Genomic DNA, 26,371 nt, shown 5'->3' with positions numbered 1-26,371 from the left:
TTGATTTCATGCTGTTCATGATGTGGAGCTCAGTATGGATCAGCATTATGATAGGATTCACGATTTAGGACATCAATCCATTTCGACTCTTCTGTCACATGTAATCCCTAGAAGTGAAAGAGAATAAATAAAATCTTCCACCACTGTTTGCGGAGCACGTTCAAGTGAGAATTTTCCTAGCCGTTACACTTTTATTTTTAATTCGATTTGATCAAAAGCTTGTTTAAGAACGGCTTCATCTTTCATGTAGGTAAAGTCAGAAAAATTCGTTTCTGCTAATTCAGGAATATCGCAAATGATTGTTGCTAGACGTTTGCTAATTAGAGAAGATTCACGACCAGAAAGTAGTTTCTTTTGGTAGCGTTTATATGCGGGATCTAGTGACTCGGCATCGAGTTGTTCATACACACCTTCAACAGATCCGTATTGTTGGATAAGAGGAAGGGCAGATTTCTCACCGACACCCGGGCAACCCGGAATATTATCACTTTTATCACCAAGTAATGCTTTGACATCAATCCACTGAGTAGGTGTAATTCCGTATTCATCAGTGAAATGGTTCGCTGTATATAATAGCTCTCCTTGTTTGGTCGCAATAATTTGGGTGGTGTTGTGATCAAGTAATTGGAGCAAGTCGCGATCATTGCTGTAAATGTAGCAATGGCCATCATTTCGCTTCGACCATAAACAAGATAAGGCACCAATCGCGTCATCAGCCTCATAAGGTGAAACAGTGATTTGTTTGATACCAATTTCTTCAAGTAGACGAGTCGATGTTTCATATTGTTGAATAAGTGCCTGTGGGAGCTCATTTCGCGTTTCTTTGTAAGTCGGTGCGTACTGTCTTCTCACAGAGTCTTCACGTTTCACATCCCATGCTACAGCTACATGTGAAATTTGATGTTCTGTAATTAAGTTTAATAACTTTTGAAAAAAAACACGGAGTCCGTTCGTATATAGTCCTTCGCTATTTGTAGATAGTTCCTCTTCGCTACGACCATAAGAGGTTGCAAAGTAGCCTCTGCTCAGTAGGTTAAATCCATCGATAAGTAATAAGTTCGGTTTGTTCAAAATGATGTCTCCTTCGTATAACAACTAAAGTTATTCTTCTGTCTGTCTAGTCTTGCCATTGATCAACGTCGTATGTCCAAAACTTTTCTGTTAAAAATGAGATTGCTTCGTGCTGGTCGACACCCGCAGACAGCATTTGTTCAAGATCGTCAATCATCCATGCCGTTTGCGAGATATGAGCTTTTAACGCCGCCATTTTTTGCTTCACGAAGGGCTGAATCTGATTGATGATATCTGCTTTTCCAATCTTTTCTTCATGTCCATTGGAAAAAGCAACGCAATGGAGAATTGGACGATCACTCTTCACTCGTTGTTGTATCGCTCGAACGACAGCTCTAGCGGTCGCTTCATGGTCAGGGTGAACAGAATACTCGGGATAGAATGTAATGACCAAGCTTGGCTGACAATCATCAATGAGGTCTGTAACTAAATCGGTCATCTTTTGATCATCTTCAAATTCCAATGTTTTATCACGTAGTCCAGCCATGCGTAAATCGGTGACACCAATGGCTTCTGTTGCCTTTACAAGCTCTTTTTTACGGATTTCTGGTAATGATTCTCTTGTGGCAAAGGGAGGATTGCCTAGATTTCTCCCCATCTCACCGAGGGTTAAGCAAGCATAGGTGACAGGTGTCCCCATCGAGGCATGCATAGCAATCGTGCCTGAAACTCCGAATGCTTCGTCGTCTGGATGAGGAAAGATAACAAGAACATGACGCTCTTTTTTCATGAATGACACTCTCCTTTGTGAAATTACTTAAATGGTGTTTGACTGATTTCTAATGCGACAGCAAGTTTTCCATCGATGCCGTGTCCTGCGAGTAAGAGACGATTCTGTTCGTCTAATTCAAAGTGAGTCAACCCTTCGGCATAGATCCAACCAATCTCGATCTTTAACCCTGCTCGAAATGGTCCAGTACCAATGATCTTCCCGTGTTCATAATTAACATTTGCATTGCGGATATACGCACTAGCCGAGAAAAACGACTCATCTACATGGCTAGCATAGGCGCCATTCGTCGTTTCTAGATGTATGTAGACAGATTGTTTAGCCAGTTGGTCGATCAATGGTTGTACTTCTTCTATTGTAATAGGTCTCACAAATACGTCCTCCAATTCAACTCGTTATGATGGTATGTCGTTCATTATAATGCATCGGACGACAGAGTAACAGTAAAACACCATGAATACGCAGAGTAGAGTAGTTGAACATTGTAAGAGAATTAAGCTACATGATACGATAAGAACAACTTGTCTAGTGACGAAAAGCGAAAGGGGATGTAAAGCTTTGTCAGAACATCAAGACGATGAAAAGAAAAAACTCGAAGACGAATTTGAAGAACCGCCTCTTGAAGATTTTTTATTGGAAGAAGAGGGTGTAGACCATGAGGAAGAAGCCCGATTAAAAAAACGTAAACAAACAATCATTCGGACGATCGCGATTAGCATTAGTTTATTATTAGTTGTGAATGTCCTTAGCATTTGGTTAAACGTTTTTAGCTTAGATTCGATTAAGCTATTACAAGGAACAGCAGAATATTCGGAGGACGAAATGGTGCAAGAGAGCATGGAATCTGTTGTTTTGATTCAACATGATCAATCTAGAGGGACGGGATTTATTGTAAGCTCAGATGGTTATATTATTTCTAATGACCATGTTGTCGATGGATCAGGCCCACTTGCGGTTACATTATCATCTGGTGAGCAGCATGTAGCATCGATCATTGAGCGTGATGATGAATTAGATTTAGCTTTACTTAAAATAGAAGCAGAAGGCTTACCATATTTACCGTTGAGTGATGAACCAGCTGGTCTTGATGAGCGAGTGTTGGTGATTGGGAATCCATTAATGCAGCAGCAAATAGTGAATGAAGGATCTGTGCTAGAACAAACAGGTGGGTTTGAAGTTTTACGAATCTCAGCTCCTATTTATGGTGGTCATAGCGGAAGTCCTGTTTTAACGGAAGAGGGGACTGTGGTCGGGGTTGTGTATGCTAGAACAATTCCGGGATTTTTTGCAGATGAACCTTCAAGAGGACTGGCTGTTCCTATTCGGTTAGTGAAAGAGCAGTTTGATGATCTATTATCAAGTAGATAAACCTAACGTATTCTGTTATGACAGGAAGATGTGAGTTAGGTATACTATAAGAAATACATATTATGAATTGAATGACGGAGGGAATATAATGATCTCAGCAGAAATTAAACAAAATCTTACCCAAAGTTCATGGATCAGGAAGATGTTCGAAGAAGGGCAACGATTAAAGGATATTCACGGCCCTGAAAATGTTTACGATTTCTCACTTGGAAATCCTGTCATTGATCCACCAGAAGAGTACTTTGAAGCTTTAAGGAACTATGCGAACAACCCACTTCCAGGAGGACATAGTTATATTCCTAACCAAGGCCTTGTTGAAGCAAGAAAAAAAGTAGCGAGTCACTTAAGTGGTCGTTATGGAGAGATCGGCGTATCAGAACAAACGGTGATCATGACCTCAGGTGCTGCTGGTGCTTTAAACGTTGCCTTGCGTAGTATTCTGAATGAAGATGATGAGGTAATTATCTTTACGCCATTTTTCGTGGAATATAAATTCTATGTCAACAATGCGAAAGGGAAAGCGGTATACTGTCCATTGGCTGCTGATTTTACGATTGACTTAGACATTCTCTCGAAAAGTATTACGAGTCGAACGAAAGCTGTAATTTTAAATAATCCTCATAACCCAACTGGACAATTATTACCTCAAGAAAATTTAGAAGCATTTAATCGTGTCTTGCGAGAAAAAGAAGAAGAACTCGGAGCAACGATTCACGTGTTGTATGACGACCCGTATAGTCAGTTAATCTATGACGGAGACGTTCCTAATCCGTTTGCAGCGATTGAACGCTTGTTTTATGTATCATCGTTTAGTAAAGATTTAGGGTTGGCAGGAGAACGCTTAGGCTACTTGGCGATGGATGGGCGAATGGACGGGGCTAGTGAATATATGGCTGCCTTTGTTTTTGCTAATCGCACACTAGGTTTCGGTAATGCTTCTGTAACGGTTCAGCGTATGATAAGTCAATTACCAACATTAACGCAAGAACAATCTGGATACAAACAGCGTCGTGATGCAATGGTCGACGTGTTAACAGAGGCAGGCTTTGAGTTTGTTGAACCAAAAGGTGGTTTCTTTATCTTCCCGAAGTCTCCAATCGCTGATGATACGGCATTCTGCCAATTAGCAGCAGAAAAATTCAACATCTTGCTCGTTCCTGGAGCAGGATTCGGTCGAGAAGGTCATTTCCGCCTCTCATACAGTGTCTCACTTGATCAAATAGAACGTTCAAAAGAAGCATTTAAAGATTTATATCAAGAATGCATCAAAAATTAGACAAAAAAATCACTCGGAACCCTATCCGAGTGATTTTTTTATTTCAATGAAGAGTAAAAAGGGACACAATTAGAATGAGAGGGGAAAATTTTCTTGTTTTTTAAATAAGCACAGGATAAGATAGGAAGATAACATACTTACTAGTCGGTATATTTTAAGACTCTAAAAAAGAAAAGAGGACTATGTTTTATAGTACATAGTCCTAACTAAAATACTTACCATTCCTTAGGTTCATAATCAAGTTCTCTAAATAATTGAGTACGTTCTTTTTTTGAAAGATCTCGCCATTGTCCAGGTGGAAGGTTACCTAAATCGATATTCATGATTCGTGTTCTCTGTAATCTAAACACATTGTAGCCTAATTCTTCACACATACGACGGATTTGGCGATTTAACCCTTGCGTTAAAATGATTTTAAAATCAAATTTTGATAACTGTTCCACTTCACAAGGCAGCGTTTTTGTCCCTAAGATCTTGACACCCTCTGACATATTTTTTAAAAAATCAGGAGTGATGGGCTTATCGACAGATACTAGGTACTCTTTTTCATGACTATGTTCCGCTCGTAATATTTCATTGACGATATCCCCATCATTTGTTAAAAGGATTAAACCATCAGACTCTTTATCGAGTCGGCCTATATTAAAGATTCTTAGTGGATGATTAACTAAATCAATAATATTCCCTTTTACTTTCTTTTCTGTTGTGCTAGTAATTCCTACAGGTTTATTTAACGCAATATAGACGTTATTTCTTGCCACAAACACTGGAGCACCATTAACTAGTACTTTATCACCAGGCTCAACTTGACTGCCTATTTCAGCACGTTTTCCATTGATTGTGACTCTACCTTCAGTAATTAATCTATCAGCACCACGTCTTGATGCTTTTCCAGCTTCACTTATGAATTTGTTAATACGCATTTAAACCACGACCTTAAGTTGAGGATTGTTTGACTTCAATAGTTAACTATACCTTATTTTAAAGGGCGATTCAAAAAATTTCCTTGATCGAGCATAAAAAAAGGATTAATAGATCATTTGCTTCATAACAAGATCTGAGGTTCGTAAATAAAAGGGGTGGCCTTGATGGAAATGAGCTTACAAAAAAGATTATGGGTGTATTCAGTTATAGGTATGCTAACGACCATTGTTGTCTTAGCGTTTGCTAGACTTTCATACGGGGTCGTGCTTCCCTTTATGCGAGAGGGATTAGGGATTTCTTACAAGGAAGCTGGACTACTTGGTACGGTCGTTTCATTGGGGTATGTCAGCATGGTCGTCTTTGCGGGGATTCTTGCTTCTAAGTGGGGAGGAAAAAGAACAATCGTACTAGGAACGTTGCTAGTCACGTTCGGCTTTATTGGAATTTCGATCTCACCCGCATATTACCTCACCGTTATGTTTATGTTTTTACTGGGAGTAGGGACAGCATTCACATACACACCGCTGATCTCGTTGCTTGTAGCATGGTTTCCTGAAAAGAAGGGCTTAGTTATCGGGCTGACGACAAGCGGAGTTGGAATTGGAATTTTACTTACAGGCGTCATTGTCCCTTACTTGAGTCAAAGTTATCCGGTTATAGGTTGGCGACTTTCTTGGGGGTTATTCGCACTAGCTGGACTGCTTATTGTACTTTCAGTGTTAATCTTTATTAAAAACCCTTCTTCAACAGCTTCGTCTCCTTCAGCTGGAGAACAGTCTAGACCTAGAGATATTTATAAAAATAAAGAAGTCATTAATGTCAGCATGATTTATGGAGTGATCGGTGTAGCCTATATTATTCAGATGTTATTTGTGATGAGCTTTATGATTGAGTCTGGAATTAGTGTGCAAGTGGCAGGCCAGTTGATGGCTTTAAATGGTTTGTTGTCAATCTTTACAGGACCGATCTGGGGGCATATCTCTGATAAAATAGGGCGCAAGACCGCATTAATTTTAACGATGACGTTTACATTTATTGCGATGGTTATTCCAATCTTGTTCCCAACACTGCTAGGTTTCACCGTTCATATCCTCATTTTAAGTAGTACATTAACAGGCTTATTTACCTTAGTTCAAGCCTCTAGCATGGATCAAGTCAAACCAGCTGATATGCCTGTAGCTTTCAGTTACGCCACTTTTTACTTTGCGATCGGACAATTTATCGGACCGATGATTGCAGGTTGGTTAATTGATGATTTTGGAGGATTTCAACAAGCTTTTCTTTTTTCATCAATTTGTTTAGGTGTAGGGTTACTATTAACCTTTAAAGTGAGAAGTTCGGATGCCCCAAAGGTTGTTGCAGAGTCAAATGTGAGTAGGTGAAAAGTGCTTTTTGTATTAGCTCCCTACAGCTTTTCACCTACTCTCCTCTTTATTCAAGCAATATAAACCACGAAATAAAGAACGATAAAGTTCGAATCTGCATTAGTTGAAAATAGAAGGAATGGGTCATGACATAATCCAACCAGGAAAGGCAACAAGTACAGCAAGCACAGAAAGAAGTGGAAAGTGCTTTTAATCAATTAGAAAAAGAAATTCATAAACTCTTTCAAGCTCAACTAAAGGCTAACACCTATACATAATCCATTATGAAATGGAAGTTAAGAGCCAACATTCATCTAAAAATGTTGGCTCTTAATAATATGATGTCACATTTTTGAAAGTTGGAAAATCAAATGATGAATTTGGGCTGTGATTAAAGCGTAATCCTTTCATTGTATTGAACACCCTTGGACACAAAACCATATGCTGAAGTAGGTGTAGGGGGGTTACTATGAAAAAGAACAATGAAAATATGTCAGTCCCTTGGAAAAACAATCACATTATTCTGCAAGGGCAACAGGAATACAAATTAACAAAGCGTGATAAAGAAAGAAAGAGCGCTGTAACTGAAGTAGGGATTGTTTATAAAGTTGGGGTTGGATTTGTAGAGCTTTTGCAAAACGATAATACGATCTTAAAAGTACTAACGGATCATATATCTAACATAAAGGTCGTTGATCGAGATGGTCGAAATAAGGCTTTGGATGATCTCACCCTCGATTGTAAACGTCGCTACAATCAAAATCCATCTTCTACGCATTGTAAACGGTCGCCCGATGATTGTAGATATGAGCAGGTCACATGTATTCAGGATCATGTCATCCCGTTTTGCGATGAGCGCATTCAATTACGATTGGCAGGATTAACGAATAGTATTAATTTCAAACTATTCAACAGAATTGGCTGCAAAGTTATTCTCAAACTTAACGGGGATTTTTAATGATTTAAATGAAAAAATGAAGGAGTCCACTAATAAAATGGAACCCTTCATTTTTTATTTATCAAGTTCAACAAGATAAATACTATCCAAGTCTATGGTGTGTTGCATTCCCTTTTCACATACTTCTATCGATTCTTTATTCGCATTGATGATCGTCCCTGAAAATTCTTTTTTACCATACTCCGTCTTTACATAACAATAATGGCCTACGTTACTCTCGAGGAACATACTGAACTCCAAACCAAAAAATACATTGAGGAGAAAAGGACTCCTTGTTACGACTTGACTAAAGTTCAAGGTCAACTCTCGTCTTAAACATGGATTAATTTTTGTTAAATCTTGTTTCTTTATGAATCTATCTCTTCTATTTAACTGGTGAATAGAGATGACTCTCTTAGTCATAATAACGATTAGATTCCCAGTTTCATTCTTCTCTAAAATGATAAAGTCTTTCCCTGCATCTATAAAGCATCCTGAAACTTCTTCGTTCTTTAGGTGGCATTTCACATGAATAGTAACAGAATATCCTCTTAACTTACGAAGTTGAACTTGTAGAGATCTTTCATTAAAGTCATCCTCATCAACTAGAGCCAAAAGCAACTCATTCGCTTCTTCAATACATTCATCTATTTCTGCAAGCTCTTTAGGTGAGAAGGATGTATTAGGCGATGGGAATCTGGGGACGGGAAGCTGTCTCGGACAATCACATGATGAACAATATTCAATATCTTTCCATAGTTCTTCAGAACAACATAAAGGACATTTGTAATCTTCACCTTTTTTTTGAGAAGGATTTCTCCCTTTAGATAACTCATTTTCTGTACTCTTATATATCTGTTTTTTCTTCTCTTGAGATGAAATCGTCAATCCCTCCTGCCATTTGTTTATATAACTAATGTATGGGTTCAGACCGATTTGTTGTTGGTTAAATAGCCTAATTCAATCCTTAATCATTTTAGTAAGAGAACTAGATTGGGAATGATTTGAATAGAGCAAGCCTGTTTAATCATATATGTTAGAAATAAGGGTTATGGAGGAGAGAGTCACCTTGTTATTTGAGAACCTTGGTTATCTATTGTATGGAAATATCGTGTTGATCGGGTTCATTTATTTATATCTTTATAAGGTAAGGAAATTAATTGGTTTTCAATTGGGTATGAACATTTCGATGTTAGTAGGAGGTTTTGGAGCAATTATCACAGGAATCATTTTAATTTATCAATTCCCATTAATGTTTGTATTAATCACCATGATCTCAACGGTAATCGGTATGTGCATTGGAGGACTATTTGGGGGGTTATTTGATTATCAGACGCTTTTAACTGGATATGTTAACGGCCTGATGATGGGGGTTATGGCTCCTATGGTTGGAGCAGCAGCAAGGAATAGTATGTCGTTTCTTCTCTTCATAGAATTAGTGTTTGTATTATCTCTTGCAATTGTATTCTTTTCGGCTAAACGTACCTAGCAAGAAAGGAGGGATAGGTCTGAGGTGAATATAAACCTATTTTTGATCATGCTTTTAATGCTGAACATGATATTTGGTATTGTAAATTATTTTCTTCTCTATAAAAAGAGAAAATTGTTCTCTGACCGCTATGGGATGATCATAACAATTTGCAGTACGGGTGTATTAAGTTTAAATCTTGCCATCATTCTTCATTTTTTATTACCTATACATCTAGTCTTGATTATGAGTGTGTCAACTGCCATAGGAGGAATTATCGGTATTTTGTTTGGTTCACTCGTGAAATTTCAATCATTAGTAGCAGGTTATTTCTATGGCACGATAGGCGGAATAATGGGAACGATGTTTGGAGCGGTTATTGAAAATCCTTCTTTGTGTGGTTTACCAGCTTCTTATCTAAACAGCGTCACTCAAAATATTATTACATTCACCCTGTTTGGAACCGTACTCGTTATGACAACCTTTGTTTTAGTGTATTACTCGTTGAGAGTTTAAAGCACAAAACCGTTTCACAAAGTGAGGTGAATAAGATGGAGGAGCAAAGCGAAGGGAAGCAAAAGGTTATACACTTAAACGAATATATCGACCATTTAGTAGACCTACGAAAAGATGAGGTAGTAAAAGAAGATATTATTAATGAATTTAACTTACAAAAAGGGCAAGGATTAACGTCACCAACAACAAGATCCACAACCGAAGAAGTACGGCTTTTAATGGAATATATAGACCGGGCAAATTTATTTCACATTTCCGAGCGAGACGAGAAGCGGGGAAAGGTATTAAAGCTAAGAAAATTTTTTAAATCAAAACGAAATCAACAGGTGGAGGTCTATTTCAAATGCGGTCTCGAATCCCGCTATAAAGAAGGAAAGGTTAGCACGATTGGACGTGACTTTGTCGTGCTGACTAATTTAAAAGAAAGAGTCTGGATTCCTTATGAGGTGATTAAATCAGCTAATATTGTTTTCGGTGTGCCCACCTATTCAAATGCACATCAGCATTATCTTTATGATAATAATTTACGTACCAAGCTTCTCCAGCAATTTGGAGAAACTGTTTCAAAGCGGGACCTTTTAATTCAGCAATTTTTTGAAGAATCGTTACTAACTAATTTAGACACCTGGAAAGACACTTGGGTTGTTGTTCATCTTGATGAAAATATAAAAAAGGTAGGCAAAATCATTGAATCTGTTGACGGACAATTAACTCTGTCAATATGGAGAAAAGGGGATCATACCCTCATAAAGGATATAAAGTATATTGAAACCATTCGACTATTGCATTTGTTTAAGTATGCATTAAAACACTATCAAAAAAAGTAGTGTCACCTATAGACATCATTTTAAAGGAGGGTTCTCATGGCGAGTGAGAAGGCTGTTAACGCGAATAATGATGACATATTAGAAGAACAAGAAGATCGTTTTTTGAGAGAGTTGCGAGCCTTAATCGGAGAAAACGTATTACTTGTAACAGCATCAGACCAGTTAAATTTATTCGGGCAAACATTCCGTCCAATCTTTTGTGGGAAAATAACGGATGTACAACCAGGACATCTAACTTTATTTCCAGTTAATTTAAAGATTGTAAATGCTCCGTCATTTCATTTTCCTACTCCATTAAGCATTCCTCTTGAAAAAATTGCGCACTTTACTCCTAAGTTTGATTGTAATACAAGGTTTCCGCTTACCTAATCTGTGAAAAGGAGGCTCAGTACTAATGAAACATCAACATAGATTGTTTGATACTTCTGACCAAGGGATAAATGTCATTCATGATCAAGCTCTTATACAAGAATTTATCAATGGGATTGGCGAAAATGTCTTTTTATTAACGCCGTCATTTCCATATGTTTTCATCGGTACACTGGTTGATGTGGTTGAGGACTACGCAGTTATTGATGTCAGCGTTACAACGATATCAGAATTAGAAAACCGACAATGGCAGATTCATATTCATCAAATTGAAGCTTTTTATATACAAAGAGAAGGGCAGCCGAGAATACCAGAATTAAAGGACGACTACTAGGTTAGCAAGGGGGAGACTATGAAGCGATCTTATCATGTCGTTGCTATCACGATTCGGATCGTTCTCAACAAATTCGGCGATTACAACCGAGACGGAAAAATATATATCTTAAAGGAAAATGAAAAGAAAGTAAAAGAACTAGTCAAAAAAAACCCTTTTACACCGGTGGATTTAGTGCAACCATTATGCATTCGAGCAAATGTGGGAGATGTAGTTGAAATTTTATTTGAAAATAAGATTCATTATGCTACAGGTATGCATTTCCAAGAAGCGGATTATGATGTTTTAAAATCAGACGGAGCAAATGTTGGCTTTAATTCCAGTACATTAGTGGAGCCAGGAGAGCAAATATTATATACGTTTAAAGTCAATCATGAAGGTGTTTATATGTTTTCTGATTTAGGTAATCCCGATAGTAGCGATAAGGGGACCAATATTAATGGTTTGTTTGGCGCATTATTTGCCGAAAAGCGCGGGTCGTGGTGGACCGATCCAATTACCGGAGAACCTTTGAAAAGTGGAGTTTATGCTGATATACATCACCCTTATTTGCCATCGTTTCGTGAATATGCGTGGATCTTCCATGATGAGATGCCGACAAAGGATGTAACGGGAAATAAACTGTTGAGTCCGACTACAAATCAAGAAACGGAATCGACTCACGCTGTAAACTACCGCTATGAACCCGGAGAAAATCGAGTTCGATTACTTGAGGAAGGTGTCGTCTGTCCAGATTGTGATGGGGAAGAAGTGCACCATGATTCCTGGGTATTTGGAGATCCGTCTACTCCGATATTACGTGGATATTGTGGGGATCCGGTCAAAATTAGACTCCTTCATGCTGGAGTCAAAGAAACGCATGTTTTGCATTATCATGTTCATCAATGGTCTAAAGATCCACAAAATACTGATTCTGAAATATTAGATGCCCAAGCAATTAGTCCACAGTCATGGTACACGATTCACCCTCATTATGGTTTAGGATCATTCCAAGGGGCGATAGGGGATGCGATTATCCATTGCCATCTTTATCCGCATTTTAGCGTTGGGATGTGGGGAATAAATCGTATTTTTGACACACTTCAAGACGGGAGTCAATGCTATCCAAATGGTGTTCCAATTAAGGCGCTTCAACCATTACCTGACCGTCCAAATCCGCCAAAGCCGACGAAAGAGAGACCTGGATTTCCGAATTTTATTCCAGGAAAAGTGGGCTTTAAAGCGCCAAGACCACCGCTTGGGATAGTTGGAGGACGACATTTGACGGAACTTGAAAGACGGGCAGCCATTCCTAATGCAAGACCTGGTGCAGTCTTTGTAGATCCGACTGCTGACGTTGACAATCCTGTTGTGAAAGAATTTAATGTTTCTCTCATTCAATTGCCGATTATTTACAATCGCCAAGGGTGGAATGATCCAATAGGCAGAATTTATGTGTTAGATGAAGATGTTGATGATGTTTTAAAGGGGAGAAAGGAGCCTGAACCATTAGTCCTTCAAATGTCCGCAAATACTTCTGTAAGGATAAACTTTACAAATCGTTTGCCAGAAGTGGTGGGGGGGAATACCTTTCAACTTGTGACCAGAACATATGAAGCAGGGGTTCATGTTCATTTTGTCAAATTTGATGTATTAGTTTCAGATGGTGGTAACGTTGGTTGGAACTATGATTCTAGCATTCTATCCGGTGAAACTATTCGATATGAGTATTATGCTGATGTGGAATTGAAAGCTTGGTTTTTCCATGATCATTTGTTTGCCAACTTTCATCAACAACACGGTGTGTTTGGAACCGGTGTCGTTCATCCACGTTTTACCAGATTCTTGGATTCTAAAACTGGGGAAGAAGTCATGCATGGCACACAAATAACAGCTATCCATCCATTTATTCCAAATTATAGGGATTTTGTTCTGATGGTTCAAGATTTTTCTTTGCTTTTTGATAAAGATGGCTGCCCGCTTCAGCCGCCAAATTTTCCTGGTTCTCAGGATGACCCGGGATTGTTTGGTGTCAACTATAAAAACGAACCACTACAATTTCGGTTAGGTAAAGAGTGCGATCCAGCTTATTCATTTAGCTCATTTGTAAATGGGGATCCGATAACGCCTATTTTACTGTGTTATGAGGGTGACCCAATACGCGTACGACTATTGCAAGGAGCTCAAGAAGAATCGCATAGTTTCAACATTCATGGTTTACGTTGGAAGTCTGAACATCCTGATTCAGAGACGAAATTTAAATCACAACAACATATTGGCATTTCGGAATCATTTACCCTAGAAATGGAAGTGCCCAGATCAGGCGATTATCTTTGGACTTTTGAAACCGAAGAAGATCTTTGGAACGGGTTATGGGGATTAATCCGAGCCTTTTCCGAAAAAGTTGATTTCCTTATTCCGCTGCCAGATCGAGCCCCGCCACCAAAACGAACCATACCTTTACCAAAAAGGACCGGTAACCCTCCTTTGCCAGCAGAAGTGGTGGACTCACCAGGACCAGTAGATGCAAAGGTAAAACGTTTTAATATAACAGCCTTCCATATCCCTATAATCTATAGTAAATGGGGGGAACAAGATCCTTTTGGTATTATCTTTGCTTTAGAAGAAGATGTGGAGGACATTTTGAGCGGAAAGAGAAAGCCTGAACCACTTATTATTCGAGCGAATCAAGGAGATGTTGTTGAAGTCCATTTAACAAGTAAGCTAGAAAGGGGTAGATTTCCTTATCCCGATGGTATATGGACATATCCACCTGTAAAGGAGCAGGCTTATTATCCACCATCTCTAAGAATATCGCTACACCCACAACTGCTTGATTACGATGTGAAGACCTCTTCAGGGGAAACAGTAGGATTTAATCCTGATCAAACAGTAGCACCTGGTGAGACAGTTATGTATAAATGGTATGTTGATGCTGAAGTAGGAGCATGTGGAATGTGGGATATGGCTGATATCAGAAATCATAGATCACTAGGAACGTTTGGGGCTTTCATCGCAGAACCTAGAGGAACTGAGTATATTAACCCAACTACAGGGGATGCCGTAAGAACAGGAGCAAATGTCATATTACGTAATCCCTTTTTGCCAAATACAAGGGAATTTGTGATCGTCATGTTTGATGGAGCTCGCTTAGTTGATAAAGACGAAAATCTTATCCTTGACCCAATTGATGGCATTTTAGGAGGGGTGGACCCAGAAGAAGAAGATGATCTTTTGGATACGTATGATAATGGTTCGAGAGGGTTTAACTATCGCACAGAGCGCTTAATCAATCGACTACGAAACCATCCTGTATTAAAGGACTTATTCAGTTCAACCGTCCATGGCGATCCTTCAACCTCATTGTTTGAAGCATATCCAGGTGATCCGATAACGATTAGACTTGTCAATCCTTCGGAACGTCGTCGTGCTCATACGTTTCATTTACATGGACATTACTGGAATACTGATGATAAAGATGTCGTTTCTGAGATAAAATCTACTGAAGGTGAGATTGTGACAGGACATGCGACAAATCTTGAGCTTCACTACGGGGCTGGTAGCTATTATCAATTACCTGGTGATTACATGTATCGTTCCGGTAATATTCGCTGGGATATAGAGCAAGGGATGTGGGGAATTATCCGTGTTCACAAAAAACAGCAAAAGAACCTTCTACCATTAGAAAATAATGATAAGAAAGGAAAACGTGAATAAAAGGATTCTCTAAGTCAGGTGTGAGATCAATGAGGAAACTAAGATGCGTTATTTTTAGCATGTTGTTAATAGGATTATTCTTAATCTATTGGTTGTGGCCGGACAATGAAACGTTACCAATATTAGATAGTGTTAATGCCTTTCAATTAGAAGAAGTGCACGGAGAGAACTATAAATCGGACAATGGGAAAGTAAAAGTAATTACGTTCTTCTTCACACAGTGTCCGGATATCTGCCCTTTAACGATGATAGACTTTAGAGACCTCCAAACTCAGTTGAAGGATAATGGCTTATTTGGAGATCAAGTGGAGCTAGTAGCTGTTTCACTTGATCCTGAAAATGACCTACCAGAAACAATAAAAAACTATGCAGACACCTTTCAAGCAGACCCATATGGTTGGAAGTGGTTAAGAGGGACACCCGAAGAGACCAAACAAATTGCAAAGGAATTACAAATGCAGTATGAAATAGAAGATGGAGTTGTTATGTATCATTCAATCACGATGTATTTAGTAGATTCGAATAATAATATTCGCGCTCTTTATGATATGGCTACCTCAAATAACCCGGTGAATAAAGATGAAATATTAGAAGACATCAATGTTTTAGTTCAAGGGAATTGAGATTATAGTTAATGACCGGGGAACATTATAGATTTTCTCAGCAAATAATAACGCAGGGCCCAGATAACGGACCCTTGCGTTATTTTAGTTAAAAGAACCAAAGCGCGAACAATGTTGAAACAATCAAACCGAGAATAACAGGAAGGAAGCTTTTGCGAACGAGCTCCATCACGGGTACTTTGGCAAATCCAGCGACGGCAACGAGTGAAGACCAGGCAATTAATGTTCCGCCACCAACCCAAATCGATCCCATTTGTCCAATTGCAGCAAGTGTTGCTGTTTCTACTCCAACAGTTGGTCCAAGTGCACTAGATAGAGCTCCGACAAGAGGAAGTCCAGAGAACCCAGAACCATCTAGTCCCGTGATCATTCCAATGATTAAAATCGCAAATCCAGCTAAGAAGGCACTTTCAGGTATCATTTGCTGACCCGCTTGCACAAGGTCAAATAAGAACGACGGAGAATGATCATTACCAGCACCGAGTATCGCACCAGATAATTCGCCACTGCCGATAAAGAAGAAACCAGCAATCGGGATGACAGGTCCCATCGCTTTAAAGGCGAAAACAAAGCCAGTGATGAGATGCTCACTCACCTTTGATAGGGACGTCCTCAATCGATCAGCCGTTGTGGAGGCTAGTAATAAAAGGGCAGCTGTTCCACCAATTAAAGCTGCACCAGTTCCCCCTTCAATGGTTGGAATGGCCTCAGAGAACTTAGCCATTATCATATAGACAATGATGAACAAGAACGCTGTCGGAACAAGTAAAGCAAAAAACATGCTTTTACGAGTGATGGGCTTTCTCGTTGGGGTTCGCTCTTCGACAATCTTAGATTCTTTTTGTTCCCAGTTAAGGAGATGTGTTTTTGAAGGAGCTTTGATCCACTTTCGAATTAAAAAATAAGCAAGTGTAATCGCAACACTCCCCGTAACAATAGACAATACAAAAGCTCGATCGGCTACAAGTGAAATGTCAACCCCAGCCGCAGTCGCACTTAGCATCGGTGCAATTTGAATAATGTAATCAGATGACAGAGCCATCCCTTGACCAGCAAGAGAGATCGCAATCGCTGCACCAATTGGTGGTAGCCCTGCACGTATGGCAACAGGAATTAAGAGTGCGCCAACGAGAGGGACCGCAGGAGTTGGCCAGAAAAACAACGAGATTGAGTACGTAACAAGTACAATAATCCAAAACGAGATATGACCATTGACCATAACCTTCTGAAACGGAGTGATCATTTGCTCATCTGCACCAATATCTTTAAGTGCATGGAGAAGAGCGGTCATAATGGCAATAATCAAGAAAATATTAAACAACTCACCAGCTGCTATTAAACTCGCTTGGAAAATGGTCTGTAACCCAATAGATAACGAGCCACTAAAGAGCCAACCAACTAAAAAAGTCATCAATATCGCTGGAACAACGACATTCTGTCTGAAAAGCATTGTTGCTATAATTAACAATGTACCAAATAAGTACATCCAATGAGACAATGTTAATTCAATCATATCGTAACCCCCTTTTATATAGAGAAAAACTTACGATATGATATGAAAAGGTATAGGCATTGGTGTATGTTGGGACCAGTAAACGTACATAGAAAGTGAAGCGTAATTTGGATACTAATATCAATGCTTAGACTTCTCTATTAAACTGAGGAATGAATGGGGAAATGAATGAGCTCATTTAAAAATGTTGGAAATCTACCTACTATTGACAATCATATGGGGTTTGTTTATTGTAAGTAGAAATCACTTCATAAGTATAGGAGGCAATATGAAAAAAATATTGATAACACTCCTTACTATTACCCTTATTTTGGGTGGATTAGGGGTGGCAGCTTTTTACATCGGCACTAATATGGCTTCGGAGAAAATGGTTGATGATTTTTCTGGGGACCCTGATCAAAAGGAACAGCTTCGGAACTTTGTTGAAAACGACCCTGAGCTAAGTCAGATGGTTCGCGAGGTCGAACAAATCGATTCTAGTACTCTGCCTTTTCAAACAAAGGAAGAAGCGACAAGAGTATTGATTCGTAAAGTTGGGTTGTCTGAATTAATGGAGATTCAAACCCAATTAGAGCGAGGCACGGCCTCACTAGATGAAGTACTAAAAAGTCTAGAAAGAGATTTAACAGAAGAAGAAATCAAGGCATTGAAAGTCGTTGCTTATAAAGAATTGTACAAATAAAAAACGTTAGGCCATGATCTGTGGCTTAACGTTTTTCGTTAGGTAAGACTTACTTTACTCTTACTTGATTGACGTATCCGTTCGTCTTGTGGGAGCCGTCGCAAAATGGTTTGTTTTTTGAAGCTCCACAGAGACAGAGTGAGAACGCAGGTTTGTGTGGAAATGGATTCCCTTCACCATCTAACAACTCGACATCTCCTGTAATGCGGAGTGAACCATTATCATTTACTTTTAACGTTACTTTCTTTTCTTCTGTCATCGCACTCAATCCTTTCATTGGTTATTTGTAGTATGTATTCGTGAACAAAAAAGTCATTCTATTTATTTTAACATTAATAACGTAGGATTAACGGATGATATGTGTAATTCGTCATAGGATTTCCGACTTTTTTTGCGTGATTACAATTTTTTACACGCTAATATGTAGGTAGTTATGCTATAGTATTTCCTAGAGTTCTTGTGAAGAAAAGAGTATAAATTGATTAGATTGCTAATGTAAAAGGAGATAAACATGAATAAACGATCTTATCCATCATTATTCGATAGCATAAAAAAACCAACATCAGCCTTTGAATGGTTTACGGCATTTTTATTTACCACTTTATTTTTCGTTGGATTGTTTAATGATTTTGCTTTTAGGTTATTTATGATGATTTTTTTAATCGGGATGCTGCTTCAAGTTAACCGGTTTGTATCGATCCGTACAGATGAAAAAGCAGTAACGGAATCGGAAATAGAATTGGCTCCTTTAAGATCAAGACAGCTAGCAGCTTCTACTGAATCTATAAAAGAGACTGATCAAGATATTTTAGAGAAAACAACCCAACTTGAGAAAATTGATCTTGATCGTACAGAGCTTTTAGAGGAGTTATTCCGTAAAGCTTCATTAGACGATGAGGAAAAGCAACAGTATCGATCAAAGATTAAGCAAAAGGATCATGAAATCTCGCGCTTGCGTCAAGAATTAATGAATGCAGGAGAGAAAATCCAACAAGTGATGATTGATACGAAAAATTATTTCGTTAAACAAGATCCGATGAAAGAGATCGCTTCATCGATTGACCAAGAACTGCTTGAAGCAGACTCTCTTGATTTATTAAATGAACATTTGCAGCGTAAACGATCAAGTCTTTCTGAAGAAGACATTATGGCGCTTCATAAAGCAGGATTTGTCGATGAGGACTTTAAATTAACACGTTCTGGATTTAAAGCATTAGTGAAAGCTGTAGAAAAATAATAAAATCCGTCTCCTGACTCAGGAGACGGATCTTTTCTTGTTTAGGCTTGTTTTTCAAATTCATCGACTAACTCAGTGAAGAAATTGAGCGCTTTTTCGATGGGCTCTGATGTCGTAAGGTCGACACCGGCTTTTTTCAGAAGATCAAGTGGATATTCAGAACTTCCACTTTGCAAGAATTCTAAGTACGCTTCTTTTGCACCTTCTTTATTCTCAAGCAGACCATTGGCTAGCTGGATGGCTGCTGCAAATCCGGTTGCGTATTTATACACATAGAAGGGGCGGTAGAAGTGAGGAATTCTTGACCAACCATATTTCACTTCGTCGTCAAACACCAGATCTTCGCCATTGTATTCACGGAAGAGCTTCTCATACACTAAGTTAAATACTTCTGCATTTAATGGTTTACCTGCTTCAGCCATTTCATGCGTTTCTTTCTCAAAGTTAGCAAACATTACTTGCGTAAAGAACGTTCCTTTGAATTTATCAATGAAGTCATTCACTAAGTATTTACGTGTTTTATCATCAGTCGATTGATTCAATAAGTAGTGAATTAATAATACTTCGTTGACGGTTGAAGCTACTTCTGCCACGAAAATGGTATACCCTGCAGTGATTTGCGGTTGATGCTTGCTTGAGAGGTAACTATGCATCGCATGACCCATTTCATGAGCAAGCGTAAACAAACTGTTTAAGTTATCTTGATGATTCAATAAAACAAATGGATGCACGCCATAAAGTCCCATGTTGTAGGCACCCGAACGCTTTCCTGGAGTTTCTCTTACATCAATATAACGTTTTTCTTTGAAGCTTGCTAAGGAATCCACGTATTCCTCACCAAGCGGTGCGAGAGCTTTAAGCATTAGGTCATAAGCTTCTTCGTACGGAATGTCCTTATCAACGCCTTGAACGAGTGGAATTGATAAATCATATTGTCGTAACTCCACAACACCTAGCATATTTTTACGGATCGTTTGATAACGGTGATAAGGTGCAAGATGCTTTTTCGTCGTTTCAATTAGATTATCATATACTTCTTTCGGTACTTGATCTGCAAACAAAGATTTCTCAAGAGCAGAAGGGTACTGCTTCATTTTAGAAAGGGTTACGTTCGTTTTGATTGCAGAAGACAGGGTGGAGGCAATGGTGTTATTTAACTCGATATATGGCTTGTAATAAGCTCGATACGCTTCTTTTCGCTTGCTTCGGTTCTCGCTTTTTAGGAGCTTTTCATACATACCTCGTGTAAGTTCTACTTTTTCCCCATCCTCTGTTGTCACCTTGCCGAATTTGATGTCGGCATTGTTGATCATGCCAAACGTTTTACTAGGAGAGGAGAGGGATTCACCTAGCTGCGTCAATACTTCTTCTTTTTCTTTGCTTAACACATGAGGTTTGTAGCGGAAAAGGTCCATGAGATCATCTTCAAAGTAGGCAAGACCTTCTACTTCAGATATGTATTCAGAAAGCGTCGATTGATCGAGGCTTAATAAAAAAGGGCGGAAGAAAGAAACGGCTGTGCTTGCTGTAACACCTAATTGTGAGGCTTCATCTAAAAGTACTTCGGCTTTTTTATCACGCGTATCGACATCGACCTGGAGTCTGGCATACACCATCACTTTTGATAGATGAAAGCTTAGTTTTTCCTGTAATGTTAAAAAATCATACAGACTCGTACCATCAGTGATCTCCCCATCAAATTGTTTGAGCTGTTCGGCCATCTTTTTAACTTCTGCTACATCTTGTTTCCAATCTTCAAGTGACTCATAAATATCTGACACGTCCCACTTCTCATGATCAGGCACTTCTTTACGATTTTTATAAGTTGTCATGATTAATCACTCCTTTTATGATAGGGTTACCATTATTCACCATAGTTATGATTGTATCATAGCTTCAACCTATCTTAATGGTGTAAAATTGTATTATTGTAAATGGTCACATATTTCAAAATAGTTTACAAGTAACTTGCACCTTATTAGAGTAGTGATAAGAATTGCTTGCCTATGGCACTTAGGATGAAAAGGGGAAATGAACATGTCAAAGCCGTTAACAGGAAAGAAAATTGTCTTAGCCGCTTCTAGGAAAGTGGAAGAGATGAGTACGTTAATTGAGAAACAAGGAGGAGAGGTTCTCGTACGTTCGATGCAAGGAACGATCTATGTAGCAGAAGAAAGCTCTATCAATGAATTAAAGTCAGTAATCGAGCAAGGTGTCGATTGGTTCGTCTTAACGACTGGAATTGGAACGAACAAGCTGCTTGAGCTTGCAAGGGGTGCAGGACTTGAGGAAGAACTGATCCAGCTTCTCAAAGAAACAAAGATTGCAGCCAGAGGATATAAAACAAAAAATGCCCTGAAAGAGCTTGGCATTACTCCAACGATTAGTGATGATGATGGTACAACGAACGGATTGATTCGTGCGTTGTCAGAAATGGACTTTAAATATAAGCGAGTAGCGTTGCAGTTACACGGCGTGTCCTCTCCTAACTTAACGGAATTTTTTCATCAAAAGGAAGCAACCCTATCTGAAATTCTTCCGTACCGACATATTGCACCGAAGGAAGAGGACGTGAAATTGCTTTATAAAGAAGTGATGAATCACGAAATTGACGCCGTTTGTTTCACAACGATTCTTCAAGTGCGTGCTTTATATGAGTACGCCAAGCAACGAAATAAAAACCAACAACTGACTGCTTGTTTTAACGAACAAGTCATTGCTGTTGCTGTTGGAAAAGTGACATTAGAAGGATTAACTGATCAACAAGTCACGCGATTTGTGGTCCCGCAGAGAGAACGAATGGGAGCGATGGTCGTAGAGCTTGCTAAATACGTTCAAGCGGATTGTTAGAATTGGTGCTAGAAAAGTGTTATGGTTTTACTATATATAAAGACAAAGGTGGGATCAGATTCATGAATACATTTGAAGCCTATATGGTCGATTTAGTTGATGGAAAAACCAATTTAGAGCGAAAAACAATACATAGTAGCGATCTTGGTGAAGGAGAAGTGACAATTGAGGTCGCGTATTCAAGCGTTAACTTTAAAGATGGACTAGCTACCTTACCGAAGCAAATCATACGAAACTATCCGTTGATTCCTGGGATTGATCTATCAGGGACGGTTATTGAGTCAACAGACGATCGTTTCAAAAAAGGGGACAACGTTTTAGCTACAAGCTACGAAATTGGCGTGTCTCATCATGGCGGCTTCAGTGAGTTGGCACGTGTACCAGCGGATTGGGTTGTGCCACTGCCTGAAGGCTTATCATTAAAAGAGGCGATGGTTCTTGGAACGGCTGGGTTTACTGCGGCATTATCGGTACAAAAGCTAGAAGACCAAGGGACGACTCCAGCAGATGGTCCCGTTCTCGTTACAGGGGCAACAGGTGGTGTAGGAAGCGTAGCGGTTGATATTCTATCAAAACGAGGATTCGATGTTCACGCAAGTACAGGAAAAGCAAATGAGCATAACTATTTAAAGGAACTTGGTGCAAGTACGATACTTGATCGCGCTGAGCTAACACCTGAAGATAAAAAGCCAATGCGTAGAGAAGTGTACGCAGCAGCAGTAGACCCAGTGGGAGGAGAGACGTTAGCTTACGTTCTATCGACACTTAAATACGGTGGTTCGGTCGCGACGAGCGGATTAACGGGTGGTCATAAAGTTGAAACAACGGTGTATCCTTTTATCCTTAGAGGGATCAACTGGTTAGGTGTTGATTCTGTTTATTGCCCGATGGAGTTGCGTAAGAAGATTTGGGATCGATTAGCCACAGACTATAAACCAAACCATCTCATGAAAGGAATTGTAAATGAAATTACAATGGACGAACTACCAAACACTCTTTCTCGGATTTTAAAAGGAGAATTAAGAGGGCGTACCATAGTGAAAGTGAAATAAATAAGAGGCCTAGGCTCTGTAATCAGAGCTTGGGCTTTTAGTAATAGAAAGGAAGATATAAAAATGAATGACCGCCTATTGCCCCCATCGTTCTATGATCAACCAACACTAGAATTAGCTCGAGCACTTCTAGGAAAAAAACTTGTTCATCAAACAGAAGAGGGACGAGTCTCAGGATACATTGTTGAAACCGAAGCCTATATGGGGCCCAAGGATCAAGCAGCTCACAGTTTTAATAACCGGCGCACTCCGCGAACAGAAATCATGTTTGGGGCAAATGGATCTGTATACACATATGTGATGCATACCCATTGTTTAGTCAATGTCGTGAGTGGAGGAGAGGGATTCCCAGAAGCTATCCTCATCCGTGCGGTTGAGCCGATCGAAGGCATCGAGACAATGTACAAAAGACGCATTAAAGCAAAACGCGACCAAGATCTTACGAGTGGTCCAGGCAAATTAACTCAAGCATTAGGCATTACAAAAGCTGATTACGGAAGACGTTTTTTCGAGTCTCCCCTCTATATTGCAGAAGGAAGACCTGTAGAAGAAATTTCCGAAGGACCAAGAATAGGAATTGATAATAGCGGTGAGGCTAAAGATTATCCGTGGAGATTTTGGGAAACAGGAAATAGATTTATTTCAAGGTGAAAAAATGTGATGTAGGGACGGTAATCGATTCGATGATCGTCTCTTTTTCTTGTTTCACATTTTAGAGCCCCTGTATTTGATTAGTCTAGAAAATTCGTGAAAAAAACCTAACTATCGTAATGATGCAAGTCCGTTATTTGTGAATTCATTAATGATTTCTGCTAGTTGCTTGGGTGATTTGTCCATACCATTATTTAGCCAGTTTTTAATGACATGTAGACTTCCACTTATGACATAGAGACTAATATATTCTGAAACTTTTTGATCTGATTTATTAATCTCCAACCAACTTTTCATCGTAAATTCATAGGTGATCATCATGACCTTGTTTTGAAAATTCGTATCCCCGTGTTCACTTAACAGCGTTTGACACACATCACGATTCTCCGCCACATACTCGAGTATTTTTTCCGTCATCTGAAGGGCTTCTTCCTCTTTATTAAAGTTGTAGTGACTAAGTGTTTGGTTCATATCTTCTAATATTTCTTCTTCAATTCTATAGAGCAAATCAAACTGATCCGAATAATGAGAGTAGAAAGTTGAACGGTTAATGTCAGCTAGTTCACAAATTTCTTTCACTGTAATAGAAGAAATTTGCTTTTGTTTTAATAACATCATTAAGCTATCCTTCAGCACCATGCGTGTATATTTCTTGCGACGATCCAATTTAGAAGTCAAAAATATCATCCTTTTTTTATGTAATCCAACAGAATATCGTGTTCTGTTGTCAAATAGACGAATGCACATGAACTGTTTGTTGTATAAGCAACACCGTGTTTATATAATAAAGTGAATTGGCTGATAACACAAGAAAGGGTGCATGGTTATAGGTATTGCAGCACTAATTATTAAACATAAAAAAGCAATCGTCACAATTTTTTCTCTGCTTACTGTTCTTTCGATAATAGGGCAGTTTTTTGTGTCTGTTAATTATAATATGGTCGATTACTTGCCAGACGAAGCTCAATCAACAAGAGCGATTGAAATCATGGAAACGGAGTTTAGCTCCGCTGTTCCGAATACGAGAGTAATGATTGATGACGTGTCGTTACCGGAAGCTCTCGCGATGAAAGAGGCACTTTCTACGATTGACGGGGTAACGGATGTGATGTGGTTAGATGACGTCTTAGATGTAAAAACACCGCTCGAGGTGGCAGACCAAGAAACCGTCGAAGCTTATTATAAAGACAGAAAGGCGCTGTTTTCGCTCAGTATCCATGCAGGGGAAGAAGTTGCGATTACAGATGAGATCTATGCACTAATTGGGAGTGATGGTGCGATTGCTGGTGAAGCTTTAAATACTGCTACTTCTCAAAAAATGGCTGGTACAGAATCATTTTACGCCGCAGCCTTACTCATTCCAATTATTATATTAATTCTTGTCCTATCAACAACTTCTTGGATTGAACCATTATTTTTCCTAATTGCGATTGGCGTTTCTGTTCTCATAAACTTAGGAACAAATATTTTCATCGGAGAAGTATCCTTTGTTACTCAATCTGTGGCACCGATTTTGCAGCTTGCGGTATCACTGGATTATGCGATCTTTCTCCTTCATAGTTTCCAAGACTACCGGAAGAAAACGTCTAATCCGGAAGAAGCGATGCAATTGGCGATGAAACAATCATTTCCAGCCATTTCAGCAAGCGCTGCGACGACATTTTTTGGCTTCACAGCTTTGATGTTAATGAATTTTGAAATCGGCTCAGATCTAGGCTTGAATTTAGTAAAAGGAATTCTCCTCAGTTTTATAAGTGTGATGGTATTCTTACCTGCCTTAACTTTATGTCTTTATAAATGGATGGATAAAACAGAGCATAGAAATTTTGTTCCGAGTTTTGAAGGACTAGGGGCACGTGTGATGAAAATCAGATTCCCGACGTTAATAATTGTCTTAGCCATTCTTATACCGAGCTTTTTAGCCCAAAGTAACACGACTTTTACATATGGTCTTGGCGAACAGCCCGAGTCAACAAGGGCCGGTGCTGATCTAATTGCCATTGAAGAAGCATTTGGGGAATCGACACCGCTTGTTTTATTAGTCCCTAAAGGCGATTTGGTCAAAGAAGGTGAGCTTGTAGAAGAGTTGGAAGAAATTACACATGTAACGAATGTGATTGCTTATGTTAATACCGTCGGCAGTGCGATCCCACCTGAGTATCTAGAAGAATCAATAACGAAGGATTTCTTTTCAGAAAACTACAGCCGAATCATCATCAACACAAATAGTGCCAAAGAGGGTGATATTCCTTTTGCGATCGTAGAAAACGTTCAGGAGGCAGCTGCTTCTTATTACGGCGATCAACATTTGAGTCTTGGTGAGAGTGTTACGTTATATGACATAAAAAACACGGTGCAAAAAGATAATACCTTTGTCAATGTTATGACTGTCGTTACGATCGCAATTGTTCTTATGTTGACGTTTAAATCGGTATCGATCCCAGTGATTCTTCTGCTCACGATCCAATCTGCTGTTTGGATTAACTTATCCGTGCCTTATTTTACAGATACGTCATTTGATTTTGTAGGGTATTTGATTATCAGCACCGTCCAACTTGCGGCGACGGTTGATTATGCGATTTTATTTACAGAAACGTATAAAGAACATCGAAGAGTCATGCCAGCTATGCAAGCCATAAAAAAAACGCTAGATGAAAAGACGTTTTCGATTTCAATTTCTGCGTCGATTTTATCAAGCATTGGATTTATCCTTTGGGTGACCTCGACGAACCCGATTGTTTCCTCCATCGGCTTACTACTAGGAAGAGGGGCTCTGCTCGCCTTTGTGATGGTCGTTTGTTTCTTACCAGCGATGCTGTTGGTGTTAGATACATTGATTCGTAAAACAACGTATAAAGCAAACTTTTATAAGGGGAAATGATA

General features: G+C 39.1%; 26 protein-coding genes. 17 read left to right on the top strand and 9 right to left on the bottom strand.

Annotated features, from left to right (window positions below; genetic code table 11):
* Positions 1-183 precede the first annotated feature (183 nt).
* Genes CDZ88_RS07265 through CDZ88_RS07255 form a run of 3 tightly spaced genes read right to left on the bottom strand, consistent with a single transcriptional unit; the run spans position 184 to position 2,172 of the window.
* Positions 184-1,071, bottom strand: a complete 888-nt coding sequence (locus CDZ88_RS07265; RefSeq protein ID WP_100372910.1) for a 5'-3' exonuclease — start codon at positions 1,069-1,071, stop codon at positions 184-186.
* Between the two features lie 46 nt (positions 1,072-1,117).
* Positions 1,118-1,801 carry a bacillithiol biosynthesis deacetylase BshB2 gene (gene bshB2 / locus CDZ88_RS07260; protein WP_100372909.1) on the bottom strand — a complete coding sequence of 228 codons (684 nt, stop codon included), beginning with the start codon at positions 1,799-1,801 and terminating at the stop codon, positions 1,118-1,120.
* A gap of 23 nt (positions 1,802-1,824) precedes the next feature.
* Entirely contained in the window at positions 1,825-2,172 is a 348-nt protein-coding gene (locus tag CDZ88_RS07255) for a YojF family protein (RefSeq protein WP_100372908.1), read from the bottom strand.
* A 187-nt stretch (positions 2,173-2,359) separates the two neighbouring features.
* Between CDZ88_RS07255 and CDZ88_RS07250 the strand changes: the two genes are divergently transcribed.
* Both CDZ88_RS07250 and CDZ88_RS07245 read left to right on the top strand, forming a co-directional pair.
* Positions 2,360-3,169, top strand: a complete 810-nt coding sequence (locus tag CDZ88_RS07250) for a S1C family serine protease (RefSeq protein ID WP_232718589.1) — start codon at positions 2,360-2,362, stop codon at positions 3,167-3,169.
* Between the two features lie 88 nt (positions 3,170-3,257).
* Positions 3,258-4,445 (top strand): pyridoxal phosphate-dependent aminotransferase, encoded by a 1,188-nt coding sequence (locus CDZ88_RS07245; RefSeq protein ID WP_100372906.1) that lies wholly within the window; start codon positions 3,258-3,260, stop codon positions 4,443-4,445.
* Between the two features lie 215 nt (positions 4,446-4,660).
* Here CDZ88_RS07245 and rluF read toward each other — a convergent pair whose 3' ends face one another.
* Positions 4,661-5,368, bottom strand: a complete 708-nt coding sequence (gene rluF / locus CDZ88_RS07240) for a 23S rRNA pseudouridine(2604) synthase RluF (RefSeq protein WP_100372905.1) — start codon at positions 5,366-5,368, stop codon at positions 4,661-4,663.
* Positions 5,369-5,533: 165 nt separating this feature from the next.
* On the opposite strand from rluF, the gene CDZ88_RS07235 reads away from it, so the two are divergent.
* Together CDZ88_RS07235 and CDZ88_RS07230 are read left to right on the top strand one after the other, a co-directional pair.
* Positions 5,534-6,751 carry an MFS transporter gene (locus CDZ88_RS07235; protein WP_100372904.1) on the top strand — a complete coding sequence of 406 codons (1,218 nt, stop codon included), beginning with the start codon at positions 5,534-5,536 and terminating at the stop codon, positions 6,749-6,751.
* Positions 6,752-7,202: 451 nt separating this feature from the next.
* Positions 7,203-7,691, top strand: a complete 489-nt coding sequence (locus CDZ88_RS07230) for a hypothetical protein (RefSeq protein WP_100372903.1) — start codon at positions 7,203-7,205, stop codon at positions 7,689-7,691.
* A gap of 54 nt (positions 7,692-7,745) precedes the next feature.
* Here CDZ88_RS07230 and CDZ88_RS07225 read toward each other — a convergent pair whose 3' ends face one another.
* The gene (locus tag CDZ88_RS07225; RefSeq protein ID WP_100372902.1) at positions 7,746-8,558 is read right to left on the bottom strand and encodes an LSm family protein; all 813 of its coding nucleotides are present in this window, start codon (positions 8,556-8,558) and stop codon (positions 7,746-7,748) included.
* A gap of 181 nt (positions 8,559-8,739) precedes the next feature.
* On the opposite strand from CDZ88_RS07225, the gene CDZ88_RS07220 reads away from it, so the two are divergent.
* The 7 genes from CDZ88_RS07220 to CDZ88_RS07190 are packed head-to-tail and all read left to right on the top strand — an operon-like array spanning position 8,740 to position 15,503.
* Positions 8,740-9,159, top strand: coding sequence for a hypothetical protein (locus tag CDZ88_RS07220; RefSeq protein WP_232718588.1), 420 nt, complete (start codon positions 8,740-8,742; stop codon positions 9,157-9,159).
* 24 nt (positions 9,160-9,183) lie between these two features.
* Positions 9,184-9,654, top strand: a complete 471-nt coding sequence (locus CDZ88_RS07215; RefSeq protein WP_232718587.1) for a hypothetical protein — start codon at positions 9,184-9,186, stop codon at positions 9,652-9,654.
* 35 nt (positions 9,655-9,689) lie between these two features.
* A complete protein-coding gene (locus CDZ88_RS07210) occupies positions 9,690-10,481 on the top strand; it encodes a hypothetical protein (RefSeq protein WP_100372900.1) in 792 nt (263 codons plus the stop codon).
* A 36-nt stretch (positions 10,482-10,517) separates the two neighbouring features.
* A complete protein-coding gene (locus tag CDZ88_RS07205) occupies positions 10,518-10,850 on the top strand; it encodes a hypothetical protein (protein ID WP_100372899.1) in 333 nt (110 codons plus the stop codon).
* Between the two features lie 25 nt (positions 10,851-10,875).
* The gene (locus tag CDZ88_RS07200) at positions 10,876-11,184 is read left to right on the top strand and encodes a hypothetical protein (protein WP_100372898.1); all 309 of its coding nucleotides are present in this window, start codon (positions 10,876-10,878) and stop codon (positions 11,182-11,184) included.
* 18 nt (positions 11,185-11,202) lie between these two features.
* Positions 11,203-14,880, top strand: a complete 3,678-nt coding sequence (locus CDZ88_RS07195; RefSeq protein WP_100372897.1) for a multicopper oxidase domain-containing protein — start codon at positions 11,203-11,205, stop codon at positions 14,878-14,880.
* Positions 14,881-14,909: 29 nt separating this feature from the next.
* Positions 14,910-15,503 carry an SCO family protein gene (locus CDZ88_RS07190; RefSeq protein WP_100372896.1) on the top strand — a complete coding sequence of 198 codons (594 nt, stop codon included), beginning with the start codon at positions 14,910-14,912 and terminating at the stop codon, positions 15,501-15,503.
* 88 nt (positions 15,504-15,591) lie between these two features.
* On the opposite strand, the gene CDZ88_RS07185 is transcribed toward CDZ88_RS07190, so the two are convergent.
* Positions 15,592-17,013, bottom strand: a complete 1,422-nt coding sequence (locus CDZ88_RS07185) for a hypothetical protein (protein WP_198507884.1) — start codon at positions 17,011-17,013, stop codon at positions 15,592-15,594.
* Positions 17,014-17,284: 271 nt separating this feature from the next.
* On the opposite strand from CDZ88_RS07185, the gene CDZ88_RS07180 reads away from it, so the two are divergent.
* A complete protein-coding gene (locus tag CDZ88_RS07180; RefSeq protein ID WP_100372894.1) occupies positions 17,285-17,698 on the top strand; it encodes a hypothetical protein in 414 nt (137 codons plus the stop codon).
* 49 nt (positions 17,699-17,747) lie between these two features.
* On the opposite strand, the gene CDZ88_RS07175 is transcribed toward CDZ88_RS07180, so the two are convergent.
* Positions 17,748-17,957 carry a CDGSH iron-sulfur domain-containing protein gene (locus CDZ88_RS07175; protein WP_100372893.1) on the bottom strand — a complete coding sequence of 70 codons (210 nt, stop codon included), beginning with the start codon at positions 17,955-17,957 and terminating at the stop codon, positions 17,748-17,750.
* Between the two features lie 252 nt (positions 17,958-18,209).
* Between CDZ88_RS07175 and CDZ88_RS07170 the strand changes: the two genes are divergently transcribed.
* Positions 18,210-18,935, top strand: a complete 726-nt coding sequence (locus CDZ88_RS07170; protein ID WP_100372892.1) for a hypothetical protein — start codon at positions 18,210-18,212, stop codon at positions 18,933-18,935.
* 41 nt (positions 18,936-18,976) lie between these two features.
* Here the strand turns inward: CDZ88_RS07170 and pepF are convergent, their stop codons facing one another.
* Positions 18,977-20,767 (bottom strand): oligoendopeptidase F, encoded by a 1,791-nt coding sequence (gene pepF, locus CDZ88_RS07165; RefSeq protein WP_100372891.1) that lies wholly within the window; start codon positions 20,765-20,767, stop codon positions 18,977-18,979.
* 205 nt (positions 20,768-20,972) lie between these two features.
* Between pepF and CDZ88_RS07160 the strand changes: the two genes are divergently transcribed.
* The 3 genes from CDZ88_RS07160 (at position 20,973) to CDZ88_RS07150 (ending at position 23,488) form a co-directional block, all read left to right on the top strand.
* Positions 20,973-21,785 carry a uroporphyrinogen-III synthase gene (locus tag CDZ88_RS07160; RefSeq protein WP_100372890.1) on the top strand — a complete coding sequence of 271 codons (813 nt, stop codon included), beginning with the start codon at positions 20,973-20,975 and terminating at the stop codon, positions 21,783-21,785.
* A 62-nt stretch (positions 21,786-21,847) separates the two neighbouring features.
* Positions 21,848-22,837 carry an acrylyl-CoA reductase family protein gene (locus CDZ88_RS07155; protein ID WP_100372889.1) on the top strand — a complete coding sequence of 330 codons (990 nt, stop codon included), beginning with the start codon at positions 21,848-21,850 and terminating at the stop codon, positions 22,835-22,837.
* 63 nt (positions 22,838-22,900) lie between these two features.
* Positions 22,901-23,488: a DNA-3-methyladenine glycosylase gene (locus tag CDZ88_RS07150; RefSeq protein ID WP_100372888.1), complete on the top strand. Its 588-nt coding sequence runs from the start codon at positions 22,901-22,903 to the stop codon at positions 23,486-23,488.
* Between the two features lie 111 nt (positions 23,489-23,599).
* On the opposite strand, the gene CDZ88_RS07145 is transcribed toward CDZ88_RS07150, so the two are convergent.
* A complete protein-coding gene (locus tag CDZ88_RS07145; RefSeq protein WP_100372887.1) occupies positions 23,600-24,166 on the bottom strand; it encodes a TetR/AcrR family transcriptional regulator in 567 nt (188 codons plus the stop codon).
* 142 nt (positions 24,167-24,308) lie between these two features.
* On the opposite strand from CDZ88_RS07145, the gene CDZ88_RS07140 reads away from it, so the two are divergent.
* Positions 24,309-26,369: an efflux RND transporter permease subunit gene (locus CDZ88_RS07140; protein WP_198507832.1), complete on the top strand. Its 2,061-nt coding sequence runs from the start codon at positions 24,309-24,311 to the stop codon at positions 26,367-26,369.
* Positions 26,370-26,371 lie beyond the last annotated feature (2 nt).

Source organism: Bacillus sp. FJAT-45037 (assembly GCF_002797325.1).
Taxonomy (GTDB): Bacteria; Bacillota; Bacilli; order Bacillales; family Bacillaceae_D; genus Alkalihalophilus.
This window is presented reverse-complemented; position numbering and strand designations above follow the sequence as displayed.